This window comes from Halorubrum sp. SD683 (assembly GCF_002135045.1).
Classification (GTDB): Archaea; Halobacteriota; Halobacteria; order Halobacteriales; family Haloferacaceae; genus Halorubrum; species Halorubrum ezzemoulense.
Genome location: NZ_NEWJ01000001.1, coordinates 72,496 through 94,339, shown reverse-complemented (window position 1 = coordinate 94,339; position 21,844 = coordinate 72,496). Strand labels below are relative to the sequence as shown.

Below are 21,844 nucleotides of genomic sequence, written 5' to 3'. Positions count from 1 at the left end.
CTCTTCGGAGATGCGGCCGGGACCGGATCAACGAAAGTCAGCGCATCGAGCGACAACCACGCCCACCGGTAAGGTTCCGTGATGGATCCGGGGAGCGATGCCGAACCGAACGCGAACGTCCATCGGCCTCGCACTCGGCAGATGCGTTCGCTGAAGCGCATGCCCGCGACCACCGTCCCACGAGGACCGGATCGAGACGACCGTACACCCACTTACGCAGTCGGTGGTGGTTCCATTACAGTACCTGGTTTGGTGCTACCCCAAACCGTATCATGGGTGATAGGTACGCGATCACTGACGGCGACCCAACCATCCGGAGTTGATACGAAAGTCGAGCGATTGCTCCCGGCTATCCGGAACGCGAGTGCGGCGGTCCAAGCGGCAAGGGCAAAGCAGGATGCTCGACGACTGCGACCGCTCGACGGGCGAGGCGGGGACCCGGATATCTGATCTCCGGCCGAGCCGGCCTATCGCCACGCGCTCGCGAGTGCGCCGGCGCCGATGACGCTGACGAACGAGAAGCCGAGTACGACGGTGAGGACGGTCGGGTCCGAGAAGCCGGCCGTCGCGATGAACAGCGCGACCGCTGCGTTGCGCGCGGTCGTCGTCGTCGCCAACACCTCCCGCCGTTCCCGGACTGGGCCCCCGAACCCGTACCCGAGGAGTAACGAGACGGCGACGACGACCGCCGAAAGACCGAGCGTTCCCGTTCCGACGAGTGACTGTAGCTCGCCGCTGTACACCGCGAGCAAGACGGCGATCAGCCCGACGAACGAGACGTCGGACAACCGCTGTATCGGCGCGTACATCCGTTCACCGAGTTCGGGAGACAGGTACGACAGGCCGAGTCCCGCGATCAGCGGAACGATCTGGATTTCCAGCACCATCCGTCCGATCGCGATGGGGTCGACGACGACGTCGCCGGGGGCGAGCACCACCAGCGAGATCGGGATCGTCACAACCGACAGGAGACAGAGGATCGCCATCAGCCCGCTGGCGAACGCGATGTCGCTGTCCGAGATCTCGGCGAACTTCGGCCCGAACGGGGCGCCGGGTGAGACGGCAAGCAACAGGAAGCCGGTCGCGTACGCCGGGCCGACCGAAACCGTTCGGACCAGAAGGTATGCGACGATCGGGACGGCAACGAGGTTCACCGCGAGGGATTTGGTCAAAAGCTGCCGGTCGCGGAGCGCACCGAACAGTTGTGTGACGGAGAGTTTCACCCCCATCGAGAACATCGTCGAAAGGACGAAGATCGTCGTCACGATCTCGACGGCCGTATCTCCAGATATCGCCTCCATCGTATGGTCGTGTAGTCACTAGTTCGGAGTGGTGCCATTTGTCGGTGGCGTATCGGGAGATCGAAAGCGGCCCCATTGAGACACTCTCGTCCCACGTCCCGACGCCATCGGCGATTGACTCGATCGAAAGTCGGACCGTACGACCGACAGGGACAGCGATCGCATGAAACAGATCCCGAGTACCGATCGAGTGGTGGAGCGTGGTACTAAAGATGACTCGCTCGCATAGCCTCTCACAGTGAGTCAGGACGTCCTTACGGTCCTCTTCGGCGATCCATTCGCGGTGATGAATACGATCGGATTGGTGGCGTTCGCTCTCGTGGGATCATCGAAGGCGATCCGCGAGGGGTTCGACGTGTTCGGAGTCATCATCGTCGGGTTGGCGATGGCATTTGCTGGAGGGGCAACCCGTGATCTCCTGGTAATGCGTGTCCCCTTGGTGCTCCAGTCGCCGATCGAAATCAGCCTCGGACTACTCGGTGTCGGGCTGGCCATCGCACTGAGCCTTGTCTTGCCGTCCCCGGATACACACCCAGTAACGGTTGTTGCGGACGCTATCGGGCTCGCCGCTTTCGCGACGACAGGGTCGATCGTCGCCACCGGGGCGGGCGTGTCGGCAGTTGGTGTTGTCGCGATCGCGACGATCAATGCCGTCGGCGGAGGTGCGTTTGCAGATATCCTTCTCGACCGCTCGCCGTTCATCCTTTTCGAGGATTTCTACGCAAGTTGTGCCGTTTTCGGTGGGTTCGCGTACTGGTTGGTGCAAACGATCGGAGCCGAGGGGAGTACTGCTGCGGCGATATGTGCGATAGTGACCGTCGTGACCCGGTTGGCCGCAGTTAAGTACAGCTGGAACCTCCCAACGGTACAGAAGACGGGATAACCCATTCCGGCGTCCGTGGCGTCAATCCCCACCGACGAACGGAGCGACACCCCGGGAAAGCGATGATGTCCCAACAGAGTACGTTAGAATTCCAGTGAATTGGGAAATTAATCGTCGTCGAGGTCGATATCCACGTCGTCTTCGGCGAAGATACGCCGAGAGATGATCGTTCCTTCGGACTGTCTCGGGTTCCTCGCGCCGGACAAAGCGCTTCTTCAGGAGCTGTCGCGTGCGTCGTCGGGCGTTACTGCGGGCTGGACACCTGTGGGTCAGCGTTCTCCCTAGTCGCCTGGGAGTCGGACGGTTCCGAGCTCGGACTGCCCGTCGAAGTGGTTCGCTCGTCGTCGCGGTACCAGCGGCGGATGCAGTATCGGTTGCCATCACCAGTGCTATTCGATTGTTTTGTAGAATACACACAATACTACCCAAACTAGTGTCCGCAGGAAAACGGGGGTCAGAGCTCGACAGCACGCGAAGTTTCGCTCCCTGGGGAGTATCAGAAGCCGAGATAGAGAGAACTGGAGGCGTTAGCTTTCGGCGGCCGGGGCTGCTGTCTCCGTCTGTTCGTACTTCGTCTCGAACTCCTGGATGAGCTGTCCCATCTTCGCGTACCAGTCGTTGAGGAGCCGCTGCATGTCGTCGGCGATCTTGGAGGGGTCCGTCGGCGAGTAGACGTGGTAGTAGCCACCCTGATCGTAGTTGATCTGGTCTTTCTCGATGAATCCGGTCTGTAGCAGCCGTTGTACGGCACGGTAGGCGGTCGAGCGTTCACGATCGACAGCCTCGGCGATTTCGTCGACTGTCAGCGGTTCGTCGGCCTCGACGAGCGCTTGAAAGCACTCCTTGTCGAGCTCCTTGAGACCGTGGAAACACTCCAGCAGCCCCTCGCACTCCATGTCCCGGCGGAGCTGTTCAGACATCGAATCTGGCATCGTTATCGTCAGTTCGTAGGCGCTGAGTCATTAAAAGACTTTTGCACAGTTCACACAATTTCGCGGTGAACCTGATGTAACGAGACCGGAACCGCACCCACGTGGTTGCTCGTCGCTCGGGGATTCGACGCAGCGCAGACGAAAACCCAATTCCGGCGGTTGGGACGCCCTGAAACGGGGTGGGTGATCGGCTTCACCGCGGCTTCGAACAACTTCGAACTCGCCATCGCCGTCGCGACGGCGGTGGTCGGCGTCGGCTCCGGCGTCGCCTTTACGACGTGATCGGCCCGCTGATCGAGGTGCCCGGACGGCTCGACAGCACGGCCCCGGCGAACACCGCCGGCAACGCCGACTCGACCGCCGAGGACGACTGAACCGCGCCGGGTCCGGGGCTACCCCATCGCCCCGCCGAGGGGCTGATAGTGGGGAAGCATCGGGTGGGGCACGTGGATGCCGACGGCCATCAGCCCGTGGGCCAGCAGGACGTAGCCGAGCACGACGAACACGACGCCGAGCAGCCGGTGGAGCCGCTGGCGGTGGACAACGTCGACGGAGTCGATCAGCGTTCCGTACGCGAAGACGGCCGGGATCGTCCCGATCCCGAGCACCCCCAGCGCGATGAACCCGGAGAGGGCGGAGCCGGTCGCGAACGCGAACAGGTACGCCGGATAGAGGATCGGACAGGGGAGCAGCCCGTGTAGCGCGCCGAGGCCGACGATCCCTGGGCTGTTCACGTACCGATCGACACGGGCCGCGATCCAGCCTGTCACCCGCTGGACGCCGGGAATCCGGACGCCGACGGCGCCGCCGAGGAGATACTTCGCCCCCGAGGCGATGATGAACGCGCCGATCACCACGCCGACGGTGCCACGGACGAGTGCCGCGACCGCCGTCAACTGCTCGGTCGTCACGAACACGACTCCCCCGAGCGCCCCGAACGCCCCGCCGAGAAGCGCGTAGCTGACCGCCCGTCCGACGTTGAACAGCGCGTGTTGCCGGACTTCGTAGGTCGTCAGATGTCCGCGCCGGTTCGTCGATCCCGCGTGCCCCGACTGCGGCGACATCTGCTCGGCGTACATCGTCACCATCGGCCCACACATGCCGATGCAGTGGGCGCCACCGAGTAGCCCGATCGCCAGAAAGAGCAGAACGTCCACCCGGAGGATCGATTCGATCATCGTCACTCGTCTACCGGATGAACGCCCGCGCTATTGATTACTCTGGTGTGATCGTCGAACCGAAACCGCCGGAAACGGCAAACGAACTGGGACTTCGCCGGCAGGCACGCGGCTGGACCGTTCGGATCGTCGCCGCCCGCGTTGCGCGGCCGGTGTCGACGCTGCCCCTCGACTACGGTCACGACTGGCCCGACTCCGGGCCCACCGACGGTCCCTCAGGCTGTCGTTACTGCTCGTTCGGCCTGTAGGCCGCCGTTATCGCGTTCGATCGGCGGCGATCCGGATCACTTACCTCGGGTTAACACCTCAGCTAAGGCAGGTAAGGCAACTAAGGTAGTATCAGTACGGCGGGGACTCGGCTTCGATGATCTCGCTGAGGCTGTCGAGCTCGTCCGAGAGCAACACCACGAGATCGTCGAGCGTGACGATCCCGGCGATAGCGTCGTCCTCGTCGACGACCGGCAGCCGCCGGACCGAGCTTTCTCGGAGCGTCCGGATGGCGTCGAACACGCCCTGATCGCCGTCGACGGTCACCGGCGTCTCGGTCATGACCGCCTCGGCGGTCGTCGTCGTGGGATCGCCGCGGGGTTCGAGAACCTCGATCATGAGATCGCGGTCGGTAACGATCCCGACGGGCTCGCCGTCGTTCTCGATGATCACGCTGCCGACGTTCTCCTCTTTCATCACGGTCGCGAGGTTCCCGGCCGACTGGTCACGGCTCGCGGTCATTACGTCCGTGCGTGCGATGTTTATGACGGGCATGGGTATCCACGTTTGGCCGTCGCCCTCAAGAGTATAGACACGGTTCGGGGCCGTCACGATCGCTATCTTCGTCCTACTTCCTCGAACCGCGTGTCGACGGCCTCTCGACGCCGCGAGCTTCGACCCGAATCGGTGACGCTCGTCACCGTGCCCGCCCGCGTCGAGCGACGCGAGGCTGACCCGGTAACAGATCCATACTTTTCCCCGTCGGGGGCGTCGCGTTCACGAGATGGTTTCGATCCCCAGTCCCTTCGAGTGTATCGGCGTCCTTGGCCTGATTATCGGCGCGGTCGGGCTCGTGATCGGCCTGCCGATGCTGCTGCTCTGGGACGTCGTCCCGTGGGGGTGGTACGTCGTCGTCGCCAGCGGCACTCTCGCGGGACTGTCGTTTCTCTACTGTTGGGCCTGGGAGTGGGACCACATGCCCTTTCCCGGCAGTTGACCCGGGGTGAGCGGGGTGTGTCGTCACCGTGTCGCGGTCAACTCGGGACGAGGCTCCCGACGCACGCGGCGTCGCCGATCGGCCCGTCGAGACAGCCCGCGAGCGAGGCTGCCAGCCCGCTACCGGTCCCGAGAAGGCTCCGCCCGGTGGTCATTCGCTACTGGATACCCGTCATCGCGGTCTCGGACTGGGGGCCCCCGTACTCCCCCTCGAGCGTTTTGCGGTACTGTTCGGCGATCTGTTGCATCTGTCGGCGGATCTGGTTCGACTGCTCCTCGAGCTCGCTCGTATCGATGTCGAACGCGACCAGCGGCTCCAGCGCGTCCTCGATGACCGACCGGGCCGCGCCCGGATCGGGGAGGTACGGATCGGACCGGACGACCAACACCGCCGCAGGCACGTCGTAGTGGTAGCAGTCGTTCGCGATGGCGCCGGTGACACCCCCGATCAGACCGGCTTCCGGCGCCAGCTCGATCCCGGCCGCCGTCACGTCGGCCGCCATCCGCTCGTCGGTCACGACCGCCGTCACGTTCCCGACCTCCGCCTCGTTCCGGGCCGGCGCGCCGGCGAGGAAGATCGCCCGGTCGAACTCGTCGGCCAACTGCTCGTGGACACACCTGCTCAGTGGCTGGAACGCGTACGGTGGCAGCGCGAGATCGCTCTCGAGGGTCATCACGTCGTGGTCGGCGTCCGCGTGTACCCGGACCAGATCCTGTGCGTGGCCGTCGCGGTACGAGAGCACCGGCGGGAACTCCTCGGAGACGATGTTCCCGTGGTGGCCGAGGCCGAGCTGGGTCGTGATCTGATCGACCGCGATCGCGGCGACCAGCCCAAACCCGGGGAACCCTTCGATCAGCACGGGCGATTCGGCGCCGAGATCCGTGAGCCGGTCGAACGTCACTTGGGGCTCGTCCATCAGCTTGGACCTACGCGCTCGCGTACTTCGTTATGGAGCGCCCACGGGGCCATAACAAGGAGTTCGGTCGGCGGCAGGGGGAGCCGCCGATGGCGGAGAGATGGCTCGATGCCACGTGTGGCGGCCGGCGAGTGGGGCCGACCGCTCACACAGCGGTGGCGAACCCGTTCGAGCGCGGGAACCGCACTCCTGGAGGGCCGCGGCTCTACCGTTTACCTGGTGGTACATCAAGGTGTTCCCGGTGTTACAGCCGTTGACACACTCTTCCCCTCGCCGATCGCTCTCGATCCCAGACGAATAGCGCGTGAGCACCCTCGGCCAAGTCATGCGGATGTTCTGACCGGCAGCTTCCCCCGCTGTGTGGACACAATAGCCGTACGCCGAGCGTCCGTGGCGATGCCGGTGCTCCCGGCCGATCCCTCGGCCGCCGGTATCGACGTCGACGAGCACGGGTCGATCCACGGCTGTTTTAAGCCCCCCGCCCCGGCGCCGTTTCACCTACGCCGTCTCCCCGCCGGCGTCGACGACAGCTTTCCGTGGCACCACCTCGATCGACGTTTCCGGGCCGATCACGGCGTCGCCGTCGATCTCCTCCACCCGGAGGATCACGTCCTCCGGGCTCGCACAGCCACAGTTGACGAACTCCGCCCACTCGTCGCCCACGTCGACCGGCCCGGCGTGGGCCCGTCGGAGGTAGCGCCGGTATCGGTCCTCGGTCATACTCTCCTGAAGCCACTCGCTGTCAGCGACCCACCAGCCGTCGTCCCCGTCCGGATCCGTCTCGGGGGAGCGAAAGGAGACGACGACGCGGGCCGCCTCCGGAGTCGCTCGCTCGCCCATCGCTCACCAGCCTCCGATCATCACGCCGTGTAAGACTCGACGAGCGCCCGGAGCTGGTCTTCGCCTTTGAGGCCGACGATCTCCTCGACCTGCTTCCCGTCGGCGAACAGCACGAGCGTCGGGACGCCGCGGACGCCGTAAGCCGACGCGAGCGCCTGGTTGGCGTCGACGTCGACTTTCGCGACGGTCGCGTCGGTCTCCGCGGCGAGGCTCTCGACGATCGGTTCGAGCATCTGACAGGGACCACACCAGTCGGCGTAGAAGTCCGTCAGCACGACGCCGTTCTCGGCGACGAGCTCGTCGAGTTCGGCTTCGCCGTCGACGTGGTGGGGCTCGGTCGGACTGTCGGTGCCGGCGTCGGCAGCAGTGTCGGTTGCCATCACCAGCACGTACGTCGCGGTGCTAATTAACAGTTTTGGGTAAAACGCACAATTCCGTTGCGGCCCGGCGGCGCGCCCGAGAAGGGGGACCAGTCAGTTGGTCACGCTCGTCGTCGAGTCGGACTCCGCCTGGAGCGCCCGGACGGAGCTGACCACGACGGCCCCGGCGACCAGCGTCGCCGCACCCAGGATCACGACGAGCGAGACGGTCTGGAGCACGGGGATCTCCATGAACGTCCCGATCTTCCGAAGGGCGACGGCGATCGCCCCCAGTAGGAGCATCACGCCGAAGTACACCTTGATCTCGTCCTCGTCGACGAGGCTGGTCGCCGCGGCGCCGATGCGGGCGCCGCCGGCGCTGCCCGCCAGCAGCGGGACGACGATCGAGAGGTTCACCGCGCCGTCCATCGCGTAGAGGAAGCTGCCGATCCCGCCCGAGAACACGATTTCGAACAGGTCGGTCCCAACGGCGACCGGCACGGGCACACCGATCAGGTAGAACAGCGCGGGCATGCGGATGAACCCACCGCCGACGCCGAGGAACCCCGAGAGGAGCCCCGTTGCGAACGCGACGAGGAGGATCATCCACAGCGACACTCTGATCCCGCCACGGAGCTTCATCATCGGGGGGACCCGGTAGGACTGTATCTTCTTGGCGATATCCGGGATCTCGTCGGCGTCGATCTCGCCGTCGACCTCGTCGTGGTCGGGGCTGAGGCCGCCACCGTCGTCGCCTTTGACGGCGGTGTAGGTGATGAACACGCCGATCCCGCCCAGCAGCAGGACGTAGATGACGCTCACGACCGTGTCCGCGAGGCCGATATCCTGGAGGTAGTGGAGGCCCATCTTCCCCACCTCGATCCCGACCGTGGTGCCGGCGATCATCAGCACCCCGAGCTTGTAGTCGACCTGCCCGAGGTCACGGTGTTTCAGCGTCGCGATCACCGACGTGGCGAACACGAACGCGAGGCCGGACGCGACTGCCACGTCGGTCTTGTACCCCATCACCATCAGTGCGGGCGTCACCAGGAACGACCCACCCATCCCGAAGAAACCGAACAGGAGGCCGATCAGCACGCCGAACCCGGCGAACAGGGCGAGCAGCGCCACCGAGACACCGAACAGTTCCATCATTAGTTACCACCCACCGCGTCGACGAGCGTCGGGCCGACCAGCCGCTCCAGCAGGCCGTAGCCGACGTAGAGGACGATCGCTTCAAGCAGTACGACACCGATGACGAGCAGGGCGCCGTCGACGCCCGTGGCGCTCTCAAGCCCGAACATCGGTCGACACCTCGAACAGTATTGTGTTTATCATGGGATTCTGCTCGGTCGAGCCTACTCCGTTGTGGCATTTAACGGTTGTGGGATCACAATACAATATTACTGGAGTGGATGCGACGGCTAACGGATTCGGATACACTCATAGGTTATCCAAATATACGGTTCGCGTCGGCGGGGTCGAAATCGGGGGGTGCGAGCCTCGCGCGCGCCGGGGTGGGAGAACGGGAAACGTGACGCGCCGAGGTGGAAGGACGAGCGACCTGAAGGCCGGGAAAACGTGGCGGTGGCGATAACGTGATACGGTCGCCCGCGGGCGGACACGCGTTCGCGCGGACGGCAGTCGTTCCGGCTCCCGTCCACCTCGATCGGGCCACCGCCGATGCCGGGGTCCCCCGAGAACGCTCGGGGTTCAGTCGTCCGTGACACCCGTCGCCTCTCCGGCAGTCGCAGGTGCCGGCGGCTCGTGAGTGCCGAACTCGGGATGGGTCTCCTCCATCCAGACGTACACAACTGCGCCGGACGCGAACATCAGGCCGGCGGTCACGTAGAACGCGGCCGCCGCATTCACGAACTCCATCGAGAGGCCGATCAGGACCGCGCCGACGGCGTAGCCGGAGTCGCGCCACATCCGGTAGACGCCCATCCCCGCCGAGCGCCACGTGGGGTGGGCCGCGTCGCTGGGGACCGTCATCAGGTTCGGGTACAAAAGCGCCATCCCGAGGCCGGAGACGCCAGCCAGCACGGCCCACGGGAGGTAGCTATCGACGAGTACCATCCCGAGGACGCCCCCGCCGGCGAGGAACATCCCGGCGATCACGGGCGGGCGGCGACCGATCCGATCCGCGAGCCCGCCGGTCGCGATCTGGAGGAAGTACATCGCGCTGTGGACGCCGACGACGACGCCGACCGCCGCGATACCGAGCCCCTGACTCGTGAGGTACAGCGGGACGGCGATCCAGAACAGCGTGTCGACGAAGTTCTCGACGTGGCCGGCTTGCGCCGCCGCGAACAGCGTTCGGTCGCCGTACGTTGCGCGTTTCAGCACCTCCTCGAACGGCAGGTTCGCGTCGTGGTGGTCGTCGTCGCCCTCGGCCTGCGCGTACTGCACGGTCTCCTTGATCAGGAAGATCGAGACGAGGAACGCCAACACCACGACCACGGCGAGGAAGTAGAACGGCTCGGGCCGCAGCCCCCACTGGCCGGCGATGACGCCCGTGATCCAGGCGCCGACTGCGAGACCGGTGTAGCCGAACGCCTCGTCGATCCCGACCGCGAGCCCGCGCTGGTCGGGGCCCGCGAGGTCAATTTTCGCGTTGATCGCCATGCTCCAGGTCAACGCCTGATTGATCCCGAGTAGGACGTTCCCGACGGTGATCCAGCCCCAACTCGGGGCGAAGATGAGGATGATCGGCAGCGGGAGCGCCGTCGCCCAGCCGGCGACGAGGACGGGCTTGCGGCCGTACGCCTCGCCCCACTTTCCGGCGTAGAGGTTGAGGATCGACTTCACGATCCCGAACGAAACGACGAACGAGCCGATCACGAGGAAGGACTCGACACCGAGGACATCCTCCCCCAGCACGGGGACGACGGTCCGTTCGGCACCGATGGTCAGTCCGGTTGCGAAGACGAGCAGGACGTGTAACGAGAACTGTCCGAGGTGTTCGCGGATGCCCTGTCTGAGTTCAGTTGTCGTGCTCATGGATTACTCGGCCGCGCAGTTGTTCGGCCCCAGTTCCAGTTCGGTCAGTTCGTCCGCGGGGACCGACTCCTGCCCCACGTTCGTCCGCTTGACGCGCTCGAAGTTCGGCGGGTGGTCTGGGATGTCCGACGCGAGCTCCTCGACGAACGCCTCGCGGTCGCGGCCGAGGTCGTCGTTCCGTTCTTTGACCGCCGCGAGTGTCGCAGTCACCGGCGGCTCCGGCGAGCCGGGGTCGTGCGCCGGCAGGACCAGCGCGTCGTCGGGGCGGTCCAGCAACCGCTGGAGGCTCTCGTACAGCGTCGCGGCGTTCCCCTCCACGTCGGACTCCTCGATCCCGGCTTCGACGCCGAGTTCCACGCGCCCGACGCTGTCGTGGAACAGCGTGTCCCCCGTGAGCAGCGCCGCGCCGTCGACGTCGAACGAGACGCTCCCCTCGCTGTGGCCGGGAGTGTGGATCGCTTCGACGTCGAGTCGGCCGACCGTCAGGGTCTCGCCGTCCTCGACGGGCGTCGCGTCGATGGCGAGCGCGTCCTTCGGGTGGAGGTAGTAGGGGACGCCGTGGCGGTCGGCGAGCTCCGCCCCGCCCGAGACGTGGTCTGCGTGGGCGTGCGTATCGAGGACTCCCACGAGCTCGCCGCCGTACTCGTCGAGGATCGACTCGTACTCCTCGAGGTAGTGGGACGGGTCGAAGACGACCGCTTCGCCGTCCGAGATGAGGACATGCGAGAGACAGCCCTTCCCGGGACGCGCGACTTGGACGAGCGTGCCGTCGATGTCGGTCGGCACCTTCGCGTGCCGGTGGACGCGGCTCCAGCCGTTCATCCCGTCCGTCAGCGTCACCGCGTCGTAGCCCAGTTCCCGGAGGAGTTCCGTCGCCGTCCCTGAGACGACGCCCGCGGCACAGACGGTGACGATCTGTCTGTCAGCGGGCAGATCGGAGAGCGGTTCTCTCGCCTGGTCCGGGTCTTCAGCCAGTTCGTCGTACACGTCGACGTTGCGGCTGCCCGGGATGTGCCACTCCTCGAACTCCTCCTGGTGGCGGATATCGAGGACGAGTGGCGGCTCGTCGCCCTGTAACTGTTCACCGAGTTCCGCTGGCGAGATCTCCTGCATCGGTACTCCGGATTAGCAGGGATATTCGCATATGGGTACTGCCGGCCATGACCGGCACTGGTAACTGCGTCGAGTTCGAATCCTCCCGTATGGGACTGTACGAGGCGTCGATTCGGGTCAAACACGAGTGCCCCTACCGGAAGATATCGGAGCGGTACCCGGACTTGACCATACGCGAGTGGCCGTTGAGCGACTGCCAAGTGCTCGAAATCAGCACGGAGACGACGCCGAGCGAGGAACTACTCGACGAGATCGACGAGATCGGTACCGTCCTGCACGAATCTGCGGACGAAGACGGGTACCACGTCGTGACCCAGTCCTGTCTCTGTTCGCTCGAAGCGTCGATCGTCGATCGCTTCGAGGAGCACAACTGCCTGTATCAGTCACCGACGATCTACCGCCAGGGCTGGGAGCACTACACCGTGGTCGCGTTCGACGGCGACGACGTTCGTGAGTTGCTCGGTGATCTCCGATCCGACAGGGAGATCGAACTGCTCTCGAAGACCTCGATCTCGGAGACGCAGATCCCCCACAGCATGCTGGCACCGGCGAGTCAGCTGTTCGAGGACATCACCGACCGGCAGTTGGCCGCACTCCAGTTCGCTCTCGAAAGCGGCTACTACGAACAGCCGCGGAAAACCTCCCTCCGAGATCTGGCCGAACAGACCTCAGTCGCCCGCTCGACGTACGAGGAGCATCTCCGGAAGGCGGAGAACAAACTGCTCACGAACGCGGGGCAGTTCCTGCGGCTGGTCACCGCAACCGCCACGTCGGATCCCTTGGGGGTCGAGGCCGGTCGACAGACCGAACAGCCTGCCGACTGAGTTCGGCCTCGAACGGCTACAACAGAAGCGAACCGGCGGCGTACGCGAGGGCGAACGAGAAACCGAACGACCCGGCCCACGCCCCCACAGTCATGAGGATTTTTCGTGCATCCACCGCTTCCCGACCGCCGACGGCGGCGCCGCTCCCGATGATCGCGGACACGACGATCTCGTTGAACGAGACCGGGACGCCCAACAGCACGGCCAGCTGGGCGATCAGGAACGACGGTACGAGCGCCGATATCGACCGTCGCGGCCCGAGCGACGAGTAGTCCTGTGCCAGCGACTTGATCATCCGTGGGGCGCCCGTCCACGAGCCGACGAGCATCCCCAGGCCGCCGCCGACGAGCACGGCGAACGTCGAGACCATCCCGACCTCGTCGAGCAGCGGGAGCAGCGGTCCGACGGCGAGACCGACCTGACTCCCGCCCGCGGAGAACGCCACAAGCGATCCGAGCGCGAGCAACACGCGCCGCAGCCCGCCGGACTGGTCCCGGCTGATATCCCACCAGACGACGACCGCGACGGTCAGCGCCGCGAGGCCGGTAATCCCGACCGCCGACGTGAGCCCGCTGACTGCCAGCGTCTGCTGTCCGAGTTCGCGGACAGTCCCCGACGTGCCTCCATCCCCGAGGAAGCTGAACCGGACGTTCACGAGAACGGCCCCGACGAGCCCAGCGAGGACGGGGATACTGTACCGTTCGGGCACGTCCGGCCGGGGGAGCAGACTGGCGATCGTGAACGCGATGCCGCCGCCGACGAACGGCGTCAGTACCCAGACGGCGGCGATCTGGCGGTATTTCGGCCAGACCGGTGAGCCGCCGAGCGCGAGGCCGACGCCGATGACGGCGCCGGTCACGGTGAACGCCGTCGCGATCGGGTAGCCGGTCGTGATGCCGATCGCCATCAGCCCCGCGCCCAACACGAGCACGAGGATGACGCCGGCGACGGGTAGGCTGATGCCGCCGACGAGGCCGCTCCCGACTGCTTCCGAGACGTTGCCCCCTTGCGTGACGGCACCAACGAACCCGAAGATGCCGACTAAAAACGCGGCTCGCATCGTCCCGATGGCGTTCGCGCCGACGGCGGGCGCGAACGGTGTGGCGCCGCTCGAACCGGCACCGATGACCCAGGCCATGAACAGGCTTGCGAGCGCTGCGCCGACGAAGAGGGCGACGAGAGCGGGGTCCATGGGTGAGTTAGTCGGCGCCCGTCGTAGCGGTGTCACGCGCCTGATTGCGGCTCCGCCAGTAGCCCTGGGCGTACGCGCCGAGGAACATCCCGGCGAGCGCCCAGAGGATGGTGACGTTGCCGACGCCGAGGCTGGCGTACGCCGCGCCGGGACAGATACCGGAGAGCCCCCAGCCGACGCCGAAGACGGCGCCGCCGACGAGGACGTTCCGGTCGAACGGCTTCAGCCGGCGTTCGTACGGGTCGCCCGTCAGGGGCGCTGCATCCCGAATCCGGGGCAGCAGCGCGAACGCGATCCCGGAGACGATAGCGGCGCCGAACATCACGAACGGGAGGCCGAGATCCTCGAACTGGAGGAAGTTCAGCACGACCTCCGGCCGCGCCATGTGGCTGAACCCGAGCCCGAACCCGAACACGATGCCGCCGACGAAGATCAGCGGCTTGAACAGCGGGTGGCGGTCGCTCATGGGCTCACCCCCATTGCGGCGACGACCTGTGCGGTCCCGATCGCCACGGTCAGGAACGTCACGACGCCGATCAGCGACGTCTTCGACGCCGAGCCGACGCCGCAGACGCCGTGCCCGGACGTACAGCCCTTACCGATCCGGGTTCCGATGCCGACCAGGATACCGCCGACGAACAGCCGCCAGGGCTGGACGTCGGTCGTCCAGAACGTCACGCCGGCGACCTCGTACAGCTGGCCGGTCGTCCCGGGTTCGTACAGCGAACTCGTGACCAGCCCGGACTGGAACGTCGCCGCGAACGCCAGCCCGCCGAGGACGATGCCGGCCGTGAACACGAGGCGCCAGTCTCGGGAACCGACGTACTGCTGGAACCGCGACTGGTCGGAGACGTACGACAGCGTCGACTCCAGGAACGTGCTCGCCCCGGCCGGAATCCCCGTCCCGATGTAGATCAGGACGGTCCCGAGGCCGACGAGCAGGCCGCCGACGGCGTAGCGACTGATCCCGTTGGGGAAGAGGTCGGCGGCCGCCTGGAGCAGTACTGGATCAGTGACCATCGGCGTCGTTAGTCACCCGCGAGCGAGTCCTGGCTGGCGGCGCAGTTGTTCGGCCCGAGTTCCAGCGTGAACGCCTCATCGTCGTCGACCGCGTTCTGGCCGAGGTTCGTCGCGATGATCTCCTCGTAGTTGGCCGGGCGGGGCGGCATGTCCGAGAGGATCAGGTCGACGAACTCGTCCTCGTCCATCGTGAGCGCGTCCATCTCCTCGACGAGCTCGCCGATGGGCGCTGTGTAGGTGCCGTCCTCGGCGGGCTCTGCGGCGTCGCTGAAGTGCGCGCCCCCGATCAGCGTGTCGTCGGGCAGCGTCAGGATGCGCTCCTGCAGGGACTCGTAGAGCATGCGCGCCGCGTCGGGCGCGCCGTCGTCGCCCTCCTCGAGGTCGGGGCGGGCAACGCTCTCGACGAACAGGCCGTCGCCGGTCGCGAGCAGGCTGTCGTCGACGAGGTAGGAGGTCATCCCGGTCGTGTGGCCGGGCGTGTAGACGGCCTCGATAGTCGCGTCGCCGACCTCGAAGGTGTCGCCGTCCGCGGCTGTGGTCAGCTCGTCCGCGTACGTGACCCCGCGGTCTACGGCGGCCTCGGGGATGACGCCCTCGACGCCCTCCGCGTCGAGGTCGCGAACCCCCGAGATGTGGTCGGCGTGGATGTGGGTGTCCAGCGCGTACTGCAGGTCGACGCCGAGCTCGTCGGCGTCCTCGAGGTAGCGGTCGGTGAATGCCCGCAGCGGGTCGATGATCGCGGCCTCCCCGTCGTCGTAGAGGAGGTAACCGAGACAGCCCGAGGAGGGGCGCTGATACTGCAGCAGCGTCCCGGCGCCGTCGTAGCGCTCGACTTCGACGGCCTCGTAGATGCGCGCCCAGCCGTTCATCCCGTCCTCGAGGTGGTTCACGTCGTAGCCACGGTCGGCGAGCGTGCCCGCGACGAACTCGCTGGCGCCGCCTTTCGCACACAGGACGGTCACCTCGCGGTCGTCGGGGATCTGCTCGAGAACCTCCTCGTCGATCTCGTCCTCGAGGAACTCGAAGTACGGGACGTTGATCGACGTGACGTTCTCGCCGTCGATGCGCCACTCCTCGTAATCTGATTGCATACGCGCGTCGAGGAGCGTGACGTCCTCGCCGGCGTCGATGCGGTCCTTCAGCGTTTCCGGGTCGACGGTTTCCACGTCGACGTCCGGAGTCGGGAAGTCGTCGGCGTTCATCTTGTGCGGTCATCTCTACCGGATGGACGTACAAAAGGGTTTGCATAGTAATTCCCTTTCCAAACAATACTGATCCGAGCCCGTTCGCTCGAAGTCTGACGTGTTTCGCGGATACGTGCGTTAGAAACATCTATGATCCGCGGAGCGACGCCTGCGAGCAGCTGTTTGTAGTTTCCACAAGGATCGACAATCTTTTACTTGGGGAGAGGGTATTGTGCGATAGCTCCAATACAGACCCACGGAGCAGATAACCAATGAGTGCTGAATTCGACATTACGGAGACGCTCGACGTCAAAGGTGCATCGTGTCCCATGCCGGTTGTGAAAGCGAAGTCGGCCATCGACGGTCTCGCCGAGGGCGAGATCCTCGAAGTGCTGGCGACCGACCCCGGGAGCATGAGCGACATCGACGGCTGGGCGTCCGGCACCGAAGGCGTCGAGCTCGTCGACCAGGAGGAGGGCGACGACGTGTACAAACACTACGTCCGCAAGACGGAGTAACGATGAGTTCGGACACACCTGACGCGCCGGCCGACGACGCGCCCTCGCGTGCGGAACTGGCCGCACGCGTCGACGAACTGGAGGATGCGCTCGCCGAGGTCACCAGCGAGGACGACGGCAAGAAGATGAGCATCATCGCCACGAAGGGCACCCTCGACATGGCGTATCCGCCGCTCATCCTCGCGAGCACCGCCGCCGCCTTCGACTACGACGTGACAGTCTTCCACACGTTCTGGGGACTGGACATCCTCCACGAGGAGCGCTCCAAGAACCTGAAGCTCAGCTCCGTCGGTAACCCAAACATGCCGGTGCCGAACGCCGTCGCCGCGCTCCCCGGGATGGACCGCGTCACGACGAAGATGATGGAGAAGAAGATCTCCGACAACGACACGGCCACCATCGAGGAACTCATCGAGACGAGTCTCGACATGGGCGTGGAGTTCCAGGCCTGCCAGATGACTATCGACCTGATGGACTACGACGAAGACGACTTCTACGACGGCGTCACCACCGGCGTCGGTGCCGCCACCGCTCTCCAGGATATGGCCGACGCCGACATCCAGCTACTCGTCTAAACTCCAATGAGCGAACTCGAGAACCCGATCCCCCAGATCGTCGATGCCGTCGCGGAGACGGAGGGCGTCGATCCGGTCACACTCGATCCGCCGCTAGCCGAGGCCGTCGATCCGGATGCGCTCGAAACGTTGATCGGGGAGTCCACAGCGTCTAATCCCGAGATTCAGTTCGCGTATCGTGGCCACGATGTCGTCGTCGATGCGAGCGGTCACGTCCAAGTCGAGTAAAGCTGACTGTCGGTTCCTTCGGTGTACCCCGTTTCTCACCGAATACCGTCTCGGCTACGCTGGTTGGTCCTCACGGATACTCAGTGCCGAGACCGGCCGGGTGCCTGCCTGTGTAGACCGTTCCGCGACGGCAGATCCGGTGGCGGTCATCCACCGTATCCCTCGTCCGCTATTGGGCCGCTGAATACGCCGTAGAGGAACTTGAAGTACCACAGTACCAGCAGTAACACCGGGAACCCGAGCACCGTTGTGAGGTTCAGCGCCAGCGGCGATACGACCGCTTCCCTGACTGTCAGACCGGTCGGCGGATAGATCGTCGGGTACAACAGAACGGCGACCAAGATCGTCAACAGCGTGGGGAGTGCCAGCGCGCTCGCCAGCCAGGCCCGGTACTGGCCGCGAATGGCCAGCAGGCTCCCACCCAGCCCCGCGGCGACCGAGAGGACGACGACTGCAGCCGCGGGGACCGAGAGGACCGCGTCGGCAGCACCGCCCGCGTCGGTCAGGACAACAGTTCCCAGCAGTGCGACCACCCCCACTAGGTACACCAGAGTTGCGCCGATGCCGTACAGCCGCAGTTCCGACGCCAGCCCGGGTTCGGTTTTGGCAGCGAGGAACGCTGCACCCGTGATGACCGAGACGGCGACCAGCCCGACGCCAGTTAGCACCACCGGCAGCGTCGCGCTGCCGAACAGCCAGCGGCCGGCGAGCATTCCGAACAGCAGCGGCGCGAACACACTGCCCCCGACGAAGGCGTAGTCGGCGTAGCGCTTCCACCGCTCGTCGTCGCGCTGCTCGCGAAGCTCCGGGCCGAGTCCCCGGAACACCAACGCGAGGACGAACCCGATTGCGAGCAGGTAGTTGTCCGCGAGGAGGCGGGAGTACGCCCGCGGGAACGCCGCCAGTAGCATCGTCCCGAAAGCGACCAGCCACACCTCGTTGGCGTCCCAGACCGGACCGAACGCAGCCAGAAACGTCTCTCGCTCGTGTTCGTCCGTCCGAGTCGCGTACAGCATACCGATGCCGAAATCGAAGCCGTCGAGGACGACGTACATCCCGAGGGCGAACAGCACGGCACCGAACCAGATCTCCGGCAACGACTCGACGAGGTAAGCGTCGACGGGCAGTAACCGGTCAGTCATCGTCGGTCACCCTCGGAATCGGCCCGTGCCAGCGACCCTCGCTCGCGTCACGGACGCCGAGCGCCCGGAGTTCCTCTCGGACCAGCCACTTCAGGACGTACAGGGCCGTCAGCATCAACCCGACGTAGACGACGACGAACGCCACCAAGGTCAGTGTCGCTTCCGTTCCGGTCAGTGTCGAGGAGACCGCCTCGCTGGTCCTGAGTTCGTCTTGGATGACCCACGGCTGGCGGCCGATCTCGGTGACGTACCAGCCGGTGAGCAATGCGGCGTAGCCGAGCGGCGACGCCGCGGTCATCGCCTGCATGTAGCGTGTGCTGTCGGACAACCGCCCGCGATACAGGAGGTTCCCACCCCAGAGCGCCAGCCCGATGAACAGGAACCCGAGCCCCACCATGAACCGGAACGACCAGAACACGAGCGCGACCGGGGGGTTCTCCTGGTACTCGTTCAAGCCGATGACTTCGGCGTCGAAGTCGCCGCCGCTAGCGAGGAACGAACCGAGTCCGGGGAGGCTCACGGTGATGAGGTTCTCGGCGCGGGGGTCTGTGAGTGCATCGAGGGACTTCGGGAATGCGAGCAGGTGCAGGTCGGCCTGCCCCGTCTCGTAGTGGGCCTCCATCGCGGCGAACTTCTGTGGCTGGGTGTCCGCGACGTGGCGGCCGTAGGCGTCGCCGTGGACCGCCTGGAACGGTGCGGAGACGAGCAGGAGTACGACAGCCAGCTTGAGTGCGGTGTTCCAGGCTTCCGTGTCCGGCTTCTTCCAGATGATGTACGCCGAAACGCCCGCGACCAGCAGGGCGACCGAGATCACCGACGCGTTCATCATATGGACGTACATCCAGGGCATACGCGGGGTGAGGAACGCGGCGACCGGGTCGGTCAGCTTGGCGACCTCCATCCCGTTGCGGGTGATCATCTCGTAGCCCTGTGGGGTCTGCATCCAGGCGTTGACGATCAGGATCCAGAACCCCGACAGCCAGGCGCCGAACCCGACGAGCACCGATGAGAGGACGTACGTCCGGTCCCCGACGCGGTCGCGGCCGTACAGCAACACGCCCAGGAAAACGGCCTCCAGAAAGAACGCCATCTTCGCCTCGAAGGCCAGCGGGCCGCCGATCAGTTCACCGGCCACCTCGGCGAACTGCGGGAAGTTCGTGCCGAACTGGAAGCTCATCGGGATTCCGGTGACCGTCCCCATCACGAAGCCGGCGGCGAACACCTTCACCCAGAACGACCGCAGTCGCGCGTACCGCTCGTCGTTCGATCGGACGTCCTTCCAAGTGAAGTAGACGATGAACGGCGCGAGCCCGATCGAGAGCGACGCAAAGAGGATGTGGACGGAGATGGTCCAGCCGAACTGCATACGGCTGGCGAGCTCCGGAGAGAGCACCGGCACCAACCCCGGGCCGACGGCGGACAGCAGTGTAATGGGGTCCATACAGGTGTTGATACGGCCCACAGCCTAATGAACGGTCACACTATCCTCGATACGGTGGACTCGATGCAATACTTTATATTCACGAGAGCGAAGTCTATGTACGCGACAAGAGAGTTGTTTTTCAATATACATAAACTTAGTTTGCCGATCGCGAAAACGTCGGGTCTCCCCGCTCGGGGTGACGGTACCGGCTACTGTGGCGAGATGTTCGGGGTCCATCGAAGGAGGGAGTCGACGGAGGAACTGCGGACGCGCCCACGCCTCCGGCAGCGCGCAACGACGGTGTTCGGAGGGATGGTCACCGAGACGACACCGGACGGACGGATGCGCTACTGATATGGAACACGACGCGAGCGCCACCGGCCCCAGTCACTCCCGGATTCCCGCGTCCCCAAGGGCCGAAGGCGTGGGCTCTCGCGCTGCTTGCGCTGTGAAACCCCGACCGCGTCAGGCCCACTCCGGTTCCAGCGCGTCGAGGAGCAGGCCGACCTCGCCCCGAGTGTTGACGGCGTGGACGGACGCTCGGACGGCGTCCGGCGTCGGCAGCCTGCGGACGACGATCCCCGCAGCGGCGAGTCGCTCGACCGTCGCTTCGGGGTCGTCGACGGCGATAGTCACGAGCCCCGATTCGGGATCCGCCGGGCTGTACAGCCGTTCGTCGGGCACACCGTCGGCCAGCCGGCCGGCCAGTTCCTGGATCCGGTCCGCGATACGGTCGACCCCGACCTCCTCGATCACGTCGATCGCCTCGGCCAGCGCGACGTGGGGCGCCGGGTTCGAGGACCCCACCTCGAACCGTCGCGCCCCGGCCGCGAACTCGTAGGGGTCTGCCGTCGGCGTCTCGACGCTCCGGTAGCCGACGGTGGCGGGCTGGAGGGTTTCGGCGACCTCGCTGTCGACGTAGAGAAACCCCCCGCCCCACAGACCCAGGAGCCACTTGTGTCCCGCCGCCGCGACGACGTCCGCGCCCCAGTCGGTGACGTCCATCGGGAGCTGGCCCGGCACCTGGACGGCGTCGACGAGCGCGAGCGCGCCGGCCTCGTGGGCGACGTCGACCATGTCGGCGACGGGTAACTGGGTGCCGTGGGTCCACGTGACGGCGCTGAAACACGCCAGCTCCGCGTTCTCGACGGCCGCGGCGAACTCGTCGAGGTCGACGCGACCGTCCGCCGTCTCGACGACGCGTACCTCGACGCCCTCGCGTTCGAGGCGCTGCCACGGGAGTACCCCTGCGGGATGTTCGAGGTCGGTCCGGACGACGGTATCGCCGGGCTGCCAGTCGATCGCGTTCGCGACGGCGTTGATGCCCGCGGTCGTGCTCTCGACGAGTCCGATCTCGTCGGGGGCGGCGCCGACGAAACTGGCGACGCGCTCACGCACTCGGTCGTACGCCTCGAACGCCTTCTCGTAGGGGTCGTTTCGGGCGTTCGCCTCGTACTCGTGGGAACGAACGAACTCGTCGGCCGCGTCGACGACGTACTGCGGGCTCGGGCCGTGGGCGCCGAAGTTCAGGTAGACGTCCTCGTGCAGTGCGGGCGTGTCGGCGCGAAGTTCGTTCGGGGTCATCGATTGCTCTCCGGGCATTAGTCGCTGTACGTCGCGATCAGTTCGCGGAGCGACTGCTCGGTTTGCCCGCCTCGGAGCTGTTTCACCGGCTGGCCGTCGGCGAACAGCACGAACGTCGGCGAACTCTGGGCGCCGAACTCGATCGCCGTCTCGAGGTTCGACTCGATGTCGATCGTCAGCACCGTCGCGTCGGTGTCCGCGGCGATCGTCTCGAGGGTCGGCTTCATCTGCTGGCAGGTGCCACACCACTCCGTGTAGAACTCGACGAGTGCGACCTGGCTGTCGTCGACGACCGCTTCGAGGTCGTCGTCGCCGAGCGAAACCACGCCGTCCGTTTCCGCTGTCTGTGGTACCATTTACGGGCTCTACGCGTCGGATGCGTAATAGTCTTGCTCAAGATATGCAATACAACCTCCCCAGCTAAC

At 65.6% G+C, this 21,844-nt stretch carries 25 protein-coding genes and 1 pseudogene; 7 read left to right on the top strand and 19 right to left on the bottom strand.

Annotated elements, in window-relative coordinates:
• Positions 1-467: 467 nt before the first annotated feature.
• On the bottom strand, positions 468-1,301 hold the full coding sequence (locus B9G49_RS00510; protein WP_086214977.1) for a bile acid:sodium symporter family protein: 834 nt from the start codon (positions 1,299-1,301) through the stop codon (positions 468-470).
• A 238-nt stretch (positions 1,302-1,539) separates the two neighbouring features.
• On the opposite strand from B9G49_RS00510, the gene B9G49_RS00505 reads away from it, so the two are divergent.
• On the top strand, positions 1,540-2,184 hold the full coding sequence (locus B9G49_RS00505; RefSeq protein ID WP_079232176.1) for a trimeric intracellular cation channel family protein: 645 nt from the start codon (positions 1,540-1,542) through the stop codon (positions 2,182-2,184).
• 527 nt (positions 2,185-2,711) lie between these two features.
• On the opposite strand, the gene B9G49_RS00500 is transcribed toward B9G49_RS00505, so the two are convergent.
• A complete protein-coding gene (locus tag B9G49_RS00500; protein WP_086214976.1) occupies positions 2,712-3,116 on the bottom strand; it encodes a helix-turn-helix domain-containing protein in 405 nt (134 codons plus the stop codon).
• Positions 3,117-3,290: 174 nt separating this feature from the next.
• On the opposite strand from B9G49_RS00500, the pseudogene B9G49_RS17255 reads away from it, so the two are divergent.
• Positions 3,291-3,490 (top strand): annotated as a pseudogene (locus B9G49_RS17255) (arsenical-resistance protein); the annotation flags it as partial.
• 18 nt (positions 3,491-3,508) lie between these two features.
• Here B9G49_RS17255 and B9G49_RS00490 read toward each other — a convergent pair.
• Both B9G49_RS00490 and B9G49_RS00485 read right to left on the bottom strand, forming a co-directional pair.
• Positions 3,509-4,294 carry a sulfite exporter TauE/SafE family protein gene (locus B9G49_RS00490; protein WP_086215192.1) on the bottom strand — a complete coding sequence of 262 codons (786 nt, stop codon included), beginning with the start codon at positions 4,292-4,294 and terminating at the stop codon, positions 3,509-3,511.
• Positions 4,295-4,633: 339 nt separating this feature from the next.
• A complete protein-coding gene (locus B9G49_RS00485; RefSeq protein ID WP_086214975.1) occupies positions 4,634-5,056 on the bottom strand; it encodes a CBS domain-containing protein in 423 nt (140 codons plus the stop codon).
• 229 nt (positions 5,057-5,285) lie between these two features.
• On the opposite strand from B9G49_RS00485, the gene B9G49_RS00480 reads away from it, so the two are divergent.
• Positions 5,286-5,498 (top strand): hypothetical protein, encoded by a 213-nt coding sequence (locus tag B9G49_RS00480; protein ID WP_086214974.1) that lies wholly within the window; start codon positions 5,286-5,288, stop codon positions 5,496-5,498.
• A 157-nt stretch (positions 5,499-5,655) separates the two neighbouring features.
• On the opposite strand, the gene B9G49_RS00475 is transcribed toward B9G49_RS00480, so the two are convergent.
• The 7 genes from B9G49_RS00475 to B9G49_RS00450 form a co-directional block, all read right to left on the bottom strand.
• The gene (locus tag B9G49_RS00475; protein WP_086214973.1) at positions 5,656-6,414 is read right to left on the bottom strand and encodes a proteasome assembly chaperone family protein; all 759 of its coding nucleotides are present in this window, start codon (positions 6,412-6,414) and stop codon (positions 5,656-5,658) included.
• Between the two features lie 498 nt (positions 6,415-6,912).
• Complete coding sequence (locus B9G49_RS00470) at positions 6,913-7,254, bottom strand: hypothetical protein (RefSeq protein ID WP_086214972.1); 342 nt, start codon at positions 7,252-7,254, stop codon at positions 6,913-6,915.
• Positions 7,255-7,274: 20 nt separating this feature from the next.
• Positions 7,275-7,634: a thioredoxin gene (gene trxA / locus B9G49_RS00465; protein WP_086214971.1), complete on the bottom strand. Its 360-nt coding sequence runs from the start codon at positions 7,632-7,634 to the stop codon at positions 7,275-7,277.
• Between the two features lie 93 nt (positions 7,635-7,727).
• On the bottom strand, positions 7,728-8,765 hold the full coding sequence (locus B9G49_RS00460) for a sulfite exporter TauE/SafE family protein (protein WP_086214970.1): 1,038 nt from the start codon (positions 8,763-8,765) through the stop codon (positions 7,728-7,730).
• 2 nt (positions 8,766-8,767) lie between these two features.
• Positions 8,768-8,917 (bottom strand): hypothetical protein, encoded by a 150-nt coding sequence (locus tag B9G49_RS16610; protein ID WP_198943777.1) that lies wholly within the window; start codon positions 8,915-8,917, stop codon positions 8,768-8,770.
• 409 nt (positions 8,918-9,326) lie between these two features.
• Positions 9,327-10,616, bottom strand: a complete 1,290-nt coding sequence (locus tag B9G49_RS00455) for an MFS transporter (RefSeq protein WP_086214969.1) — start codon at positions 10,614-10,616, stop codon at positions 9,327-9,329.
• A gap of 3 nt (positions 10,617-10,619) precedes the next feature.
• A complete protein-coding gene (locus tag B9G49_RS00450; RefSeq protein WP_086214968.1) occupies positions 10,620-11,729 on the bottom strand; it encodes a rhodanese-like domain-containing protein in 1,110 nt (369 codons plus the stop codon).
• A gap of 89 nt (positions 11,730-11,818) precedes the next feature.
• Here B9G49_RS00450 and B9G49_RS00445 point away from each other — a divergent pair, with 89 nt between their 5' ends.
• On the top strand, positions 11,819-12,553 hold the full coding sequence (locus B9G49_RS00445; protein ID WP_086214967.1) for a helix-turn-helix domain-containing protein: 735 nt from the start codon (positions 11,819-11,821) through the stop codon (positions 12,551-12,553).
• Between the two features lie 16 nt (positions 12,554-12,569).
• On the opposite strand, the gene B9G49_RS00440 is transcribed toward B9G49_RS00445, so the two are convergent.
• The 4 genes from B9G49_RS00440 to B9G49_RS00425 are packed head-to-tail and all read right to left on the bottom strand — an operon-like array spanning position 12,570 to position 15,967.
• Entirely contained in the window at positions 12,570-13,745 is a 1,176-nt protein-coding gene (locus tag B9G49_RS00440) for an inorganic phosphate transporter (RefSeq protein ID WP_086214966.1), read from the bottom strand.
• 7 nt (positions 13,746-13,752) lie between these two features.
• Positions 13,753-14,211, bottom strand: a complete 459-nt coding sequence (locus B9G49_RS00435; protein WP_086214965.1) for a YeeE/YedE family protein — start codon at positions 14,209-14,211, stop codon at positions 13,753-13,755.
• A complete protein-coding gene (locus tag B9G49_RS00430; RefSeq protein WP_086214964.1) occupies positions 14,208-14,765 on the bottom strand; it encodes a YeeE/YedE family protein in 558 nt (185 codons plus the stop codon). Before B9G49_RS00430 ends, B9G49_RS00435 begins: the two co-directional genes overlap by 4 nt.
• Before the next feature lie 8 nt (positions 14,766-14,773).
• On the bottom strand, positions 14,774-15,967 hold the full coding sequence (locus B9G49_RS00425; protein ID WP_086214963.1) for an MBL fold metallo-hydrolase: 1,194 nt from the start codon (positions 15,965-15,967) through the stop codon (positions 14,774-14,776).
• Between the two features lie 254 nt (positions 15,968-16,221).
• Here B9G49_RS00425 and B9G49_RS00420 point away from each other — a divergent pair, with 254 nt between their 5' ends.
• The 3 genes from B9G49_RS00420 to B9G49_RS00410 are packed head-to-tail and all read left to right on the top strand — an operon-like array spanning position 16,222 to position 17,270.
• Positions 16,222-16,467, top strand: coding sequence for a sulfurtransferase TusA family protein (locus tag B9G49_RS00420; protein WP_086214962.1), 246 nt, complete (start codon positions 16,222-16,224; stop codon positions 16,465-16,467).
• Positions 16,468-16,469: 2 nt separating this feature from the next.
• On the top strand, positions 16,470-17,042 hold the full coding sequence (locus tag B9G49_RS00415) for a DsrE/DsrF/DrsH-like family protein (protein ID WP_086214961.1): 573 nt from the start codon (positions 16,470-16,472) through the stop codon (positions 17,040-17,042).
• 6 nt (positions 17,043-17,048) lie between these two features.
• A complete protein-coding gene (locus B9G49_RS00410) occupies positions 17,049-17,270 on the top strand; it encodes a HalOD1 output domain-containing protein (RefSeq protein ID WP_086214960.1) in 222 nt (73 codons plus the stop codon).
• A 146-nt stretch (positions 17,271-17,416) separates the two neighbouring features.
• Here B9G49_RS00410 and B9G49_RS00405 read toward each other — a convergent pair whose 3' ends face one another.
• From B9G49_RS00405 to B9G49_RS00385, 4 genes are all read right to left on the bottom strand, one after another.
• A complete protein-coding gene (locus tag B9G49_RS00405; protein WP_086214959.1) occupies positions 17,417-18,412 on the bottom strand; it encodes a cytochrome d ubiquinol oxidase subunit II in 996 nt (331 codons plus the stop codon).
• On the bottom strand, positions 18,405-19,853 hold the full coding sequence (locus B9G49_RS00400) for a cytochrome ubiquinol oxidase subunit I (protein ID WP_086214958.1): 1,449 nt from the start codon (positions 19,851-19,853) through the stop codon (positions 18,405-18,407). The genes B9G49_RS00405 and B9G49_RS00400 overlap by 8 nt, the downstream gene beginning before the upstream one ends.
• Before the next feature lie 447 nt (positions 19,854-20,300).
• A complete protein-coding gene (locus B9G49_RS00390; protein ID WP_086214956.1) occupies positions 20,301-21,419 on the bottom strand; it encodes an aminotransferase class V-fold PLP-dependent enzyme in 1,119 nt (372 codons plus the stop codon).
• Between the two features lie 17 nt (positions 21,420-21,436).
• Positions 21,437-21,775 carry a co-chaperone YbbN gene (locus tag B9G49_RS00385; protein ID WP_233125127.1) on the bottom strand — a complete coding sequence of 113 codons (339 nt, stop codon included), beginning with the start codon at positions 21,773-21,775 and terminating at the stop codon, positions 21,437-21,439.
• Positions 21,776-21,844 lie beyond the last annotated feature (69 nt).

Bases quoted from the DNA above. Each gene is read 5' to 3' on its own strand.
- B9G49_RS00420 (WP_086214962.1), top strand. From the start codon at position 16,222: ATGAGTGCTGAATTCGACATTACGGAGACGCTCGACGTCAAAGGTGCA.
- B9G49_RS00470 (WP_086214972.1), bottom strand. From the start codon at position 7,254: ATGGGCGAGCGAGCGACTCCGGAGGCGGCCCGCGTCGTCGTCTCCTTT.
- B9G49_RS00475 (WP_086214973.1), bottom strand. From the start codon at position 6,414: ATGGACGAGCCCCAAGTGACGTTCGACCGGCTCACGGATCTCGGCGCC.
- B9G49_RS00445 (WP_086214967.1), top strand. From the start codon at position 11,819: ATGGGACTGTACGAGGCGTCGATTCGGGTCAAACACGAGTGCCCCTAC.
- B9G49_RS16610 (WP_198943777.1), bottom strand. From the start codon at position 8,917: ATGTTCGGGCTTGAGAGCGCCACGGGCGTCGACGGCGCCCTGCTCGTC.
- B9G49_RS00510 (WP_086214977.1), bottom strand. From the start codon at position 1,301: ATGGAGGCGATATCTGGAGATACGGCCGTCGAGATCGTGACGACGATC.
- B9G49_RS00405 (WP_086214959.1), bottom strand. From the start codon at position 18,412: ATGACTGACCGGTTACTGCCCGTCGACGCTTACCTCGTCGAGTCGTTG.
- B9G49_RS00455 (WP_086214969.1), bottom strand. From the start codon at position 10,616: ATGAGCACGACAACTGAACTCAGACAGGGCATCCGCGAACACCTCGGA.
- B9G49_RS00460 (WP_086214970.1), bottom strand. From the start codon at position 8,765: ATGGAACTGTTCGGTGTCTCGGTGGCGCTGCTCGCCCTGTTCGCCGGG.
- B9G49_RS00425 (WP_086214963.1), bottom strand. From the start codon at position 15,967: ATGAACGCCGACGACTTCCCGACTCCGGACGTCGACGTGGAAACCGTC.
- B9G49_RS00450 (WP_086214968.1), bottom strand. From the start codon at position 11,729: ATGCAGGAGATCTCGCCAGCGGAACTCGGTGAACAGTTACAGGGCGAC.
- B9G49_RS00390 (WP_086214956.1), bottom strand. From the start codon at position 21,419: ATGACCCCGAACGAACTTCGCGCCGACACGCCCGCACTGCACGAGGAC.
- B9G49_RS00480 (WP_086214974.1), top strand. From the start codon at position 5,286: ATGGTTTCGATCCCCAGTCCCTTCGAGTGTATCGGCGTCCTTGGCCTG.
- B9G49_RS00500 (WP_086214976.1), bottom strand. From the start codon at position 3,116: ATGCCAGATTCGATGTCTGAACAGCTCCGCCGGGACATGGAGTGCGAG.
- B9G49_RS00490 (WP_086215192.1), bottom strand. From the start codon at position 4,294: ATGATCGAATCGATCCTCCGGGTGGACGTTCTGCTCTTTCTGGCGATC.
- B9G49_RS00400 (WP_086214958.1), bottom strand. From the start codon at position 19,853: ATGGACCCCATTACACTGCTGTCCGCCGTCGGCCCGGGGTTGGTGCCG.
- B9G49_RS00435 (WP_086214965.1), bottom strand. From the start codon at position 14,211: ATGAGCGACCGCCACCCGCTGTTCAAGCCGCTGATCTTCGTCGGCGGC.
- B9G49_RS00430 (WP_086214964.1), bottom strand. From the start codon at position 14,765: ATGGTCACTGATCCAGTACTGCTCCAGGCGGCCGCCGACCTCTTCCCC.
- B9G49_RS00485 (WP_086214975.1), bottom strand. From the start codon at position 5,056: ATGCCCGTCATAAACATCGCACGCACGGACGTAATGACCGCGAGCCGT.
- B9G49_RS00415 (WP_086214961.1), top strand. From the start codon at position 16,470: ATGAGTTCGGACACACCTGACGCGCCGGCCGACGACGCGCCCTCGCGT.
- trxA (WP_086214971.1), bottom strand. From the start codon at position 7,634: ATGGCAACCGACACTGCTGCCGACGCCGGCACCGACAGTCCGACCGAG.
- B9G49_RS00385 (WP_233125127.1), bottom strand. From the start codon at position 21,775: ATGGTACCACAGACAGCGGAAACGGACGGCGTGGTTTCGCTCGGCGAC.
- B9G49_RS00410 (WP_086214960.1), top strand. From the start codon at position 17,049: ATGAGCGAACTCGAGAACCCGATCCCCCAGATCGTCGATGCCGTCGCG.
- B9G49_RS00440 (WP_086214966.1), bottom strand. From the start codon at position 13,745: ATGGACCCCGCTCTCGTCGCCCTCTTCGTCGGCGCAGCGCTCGCAAGC.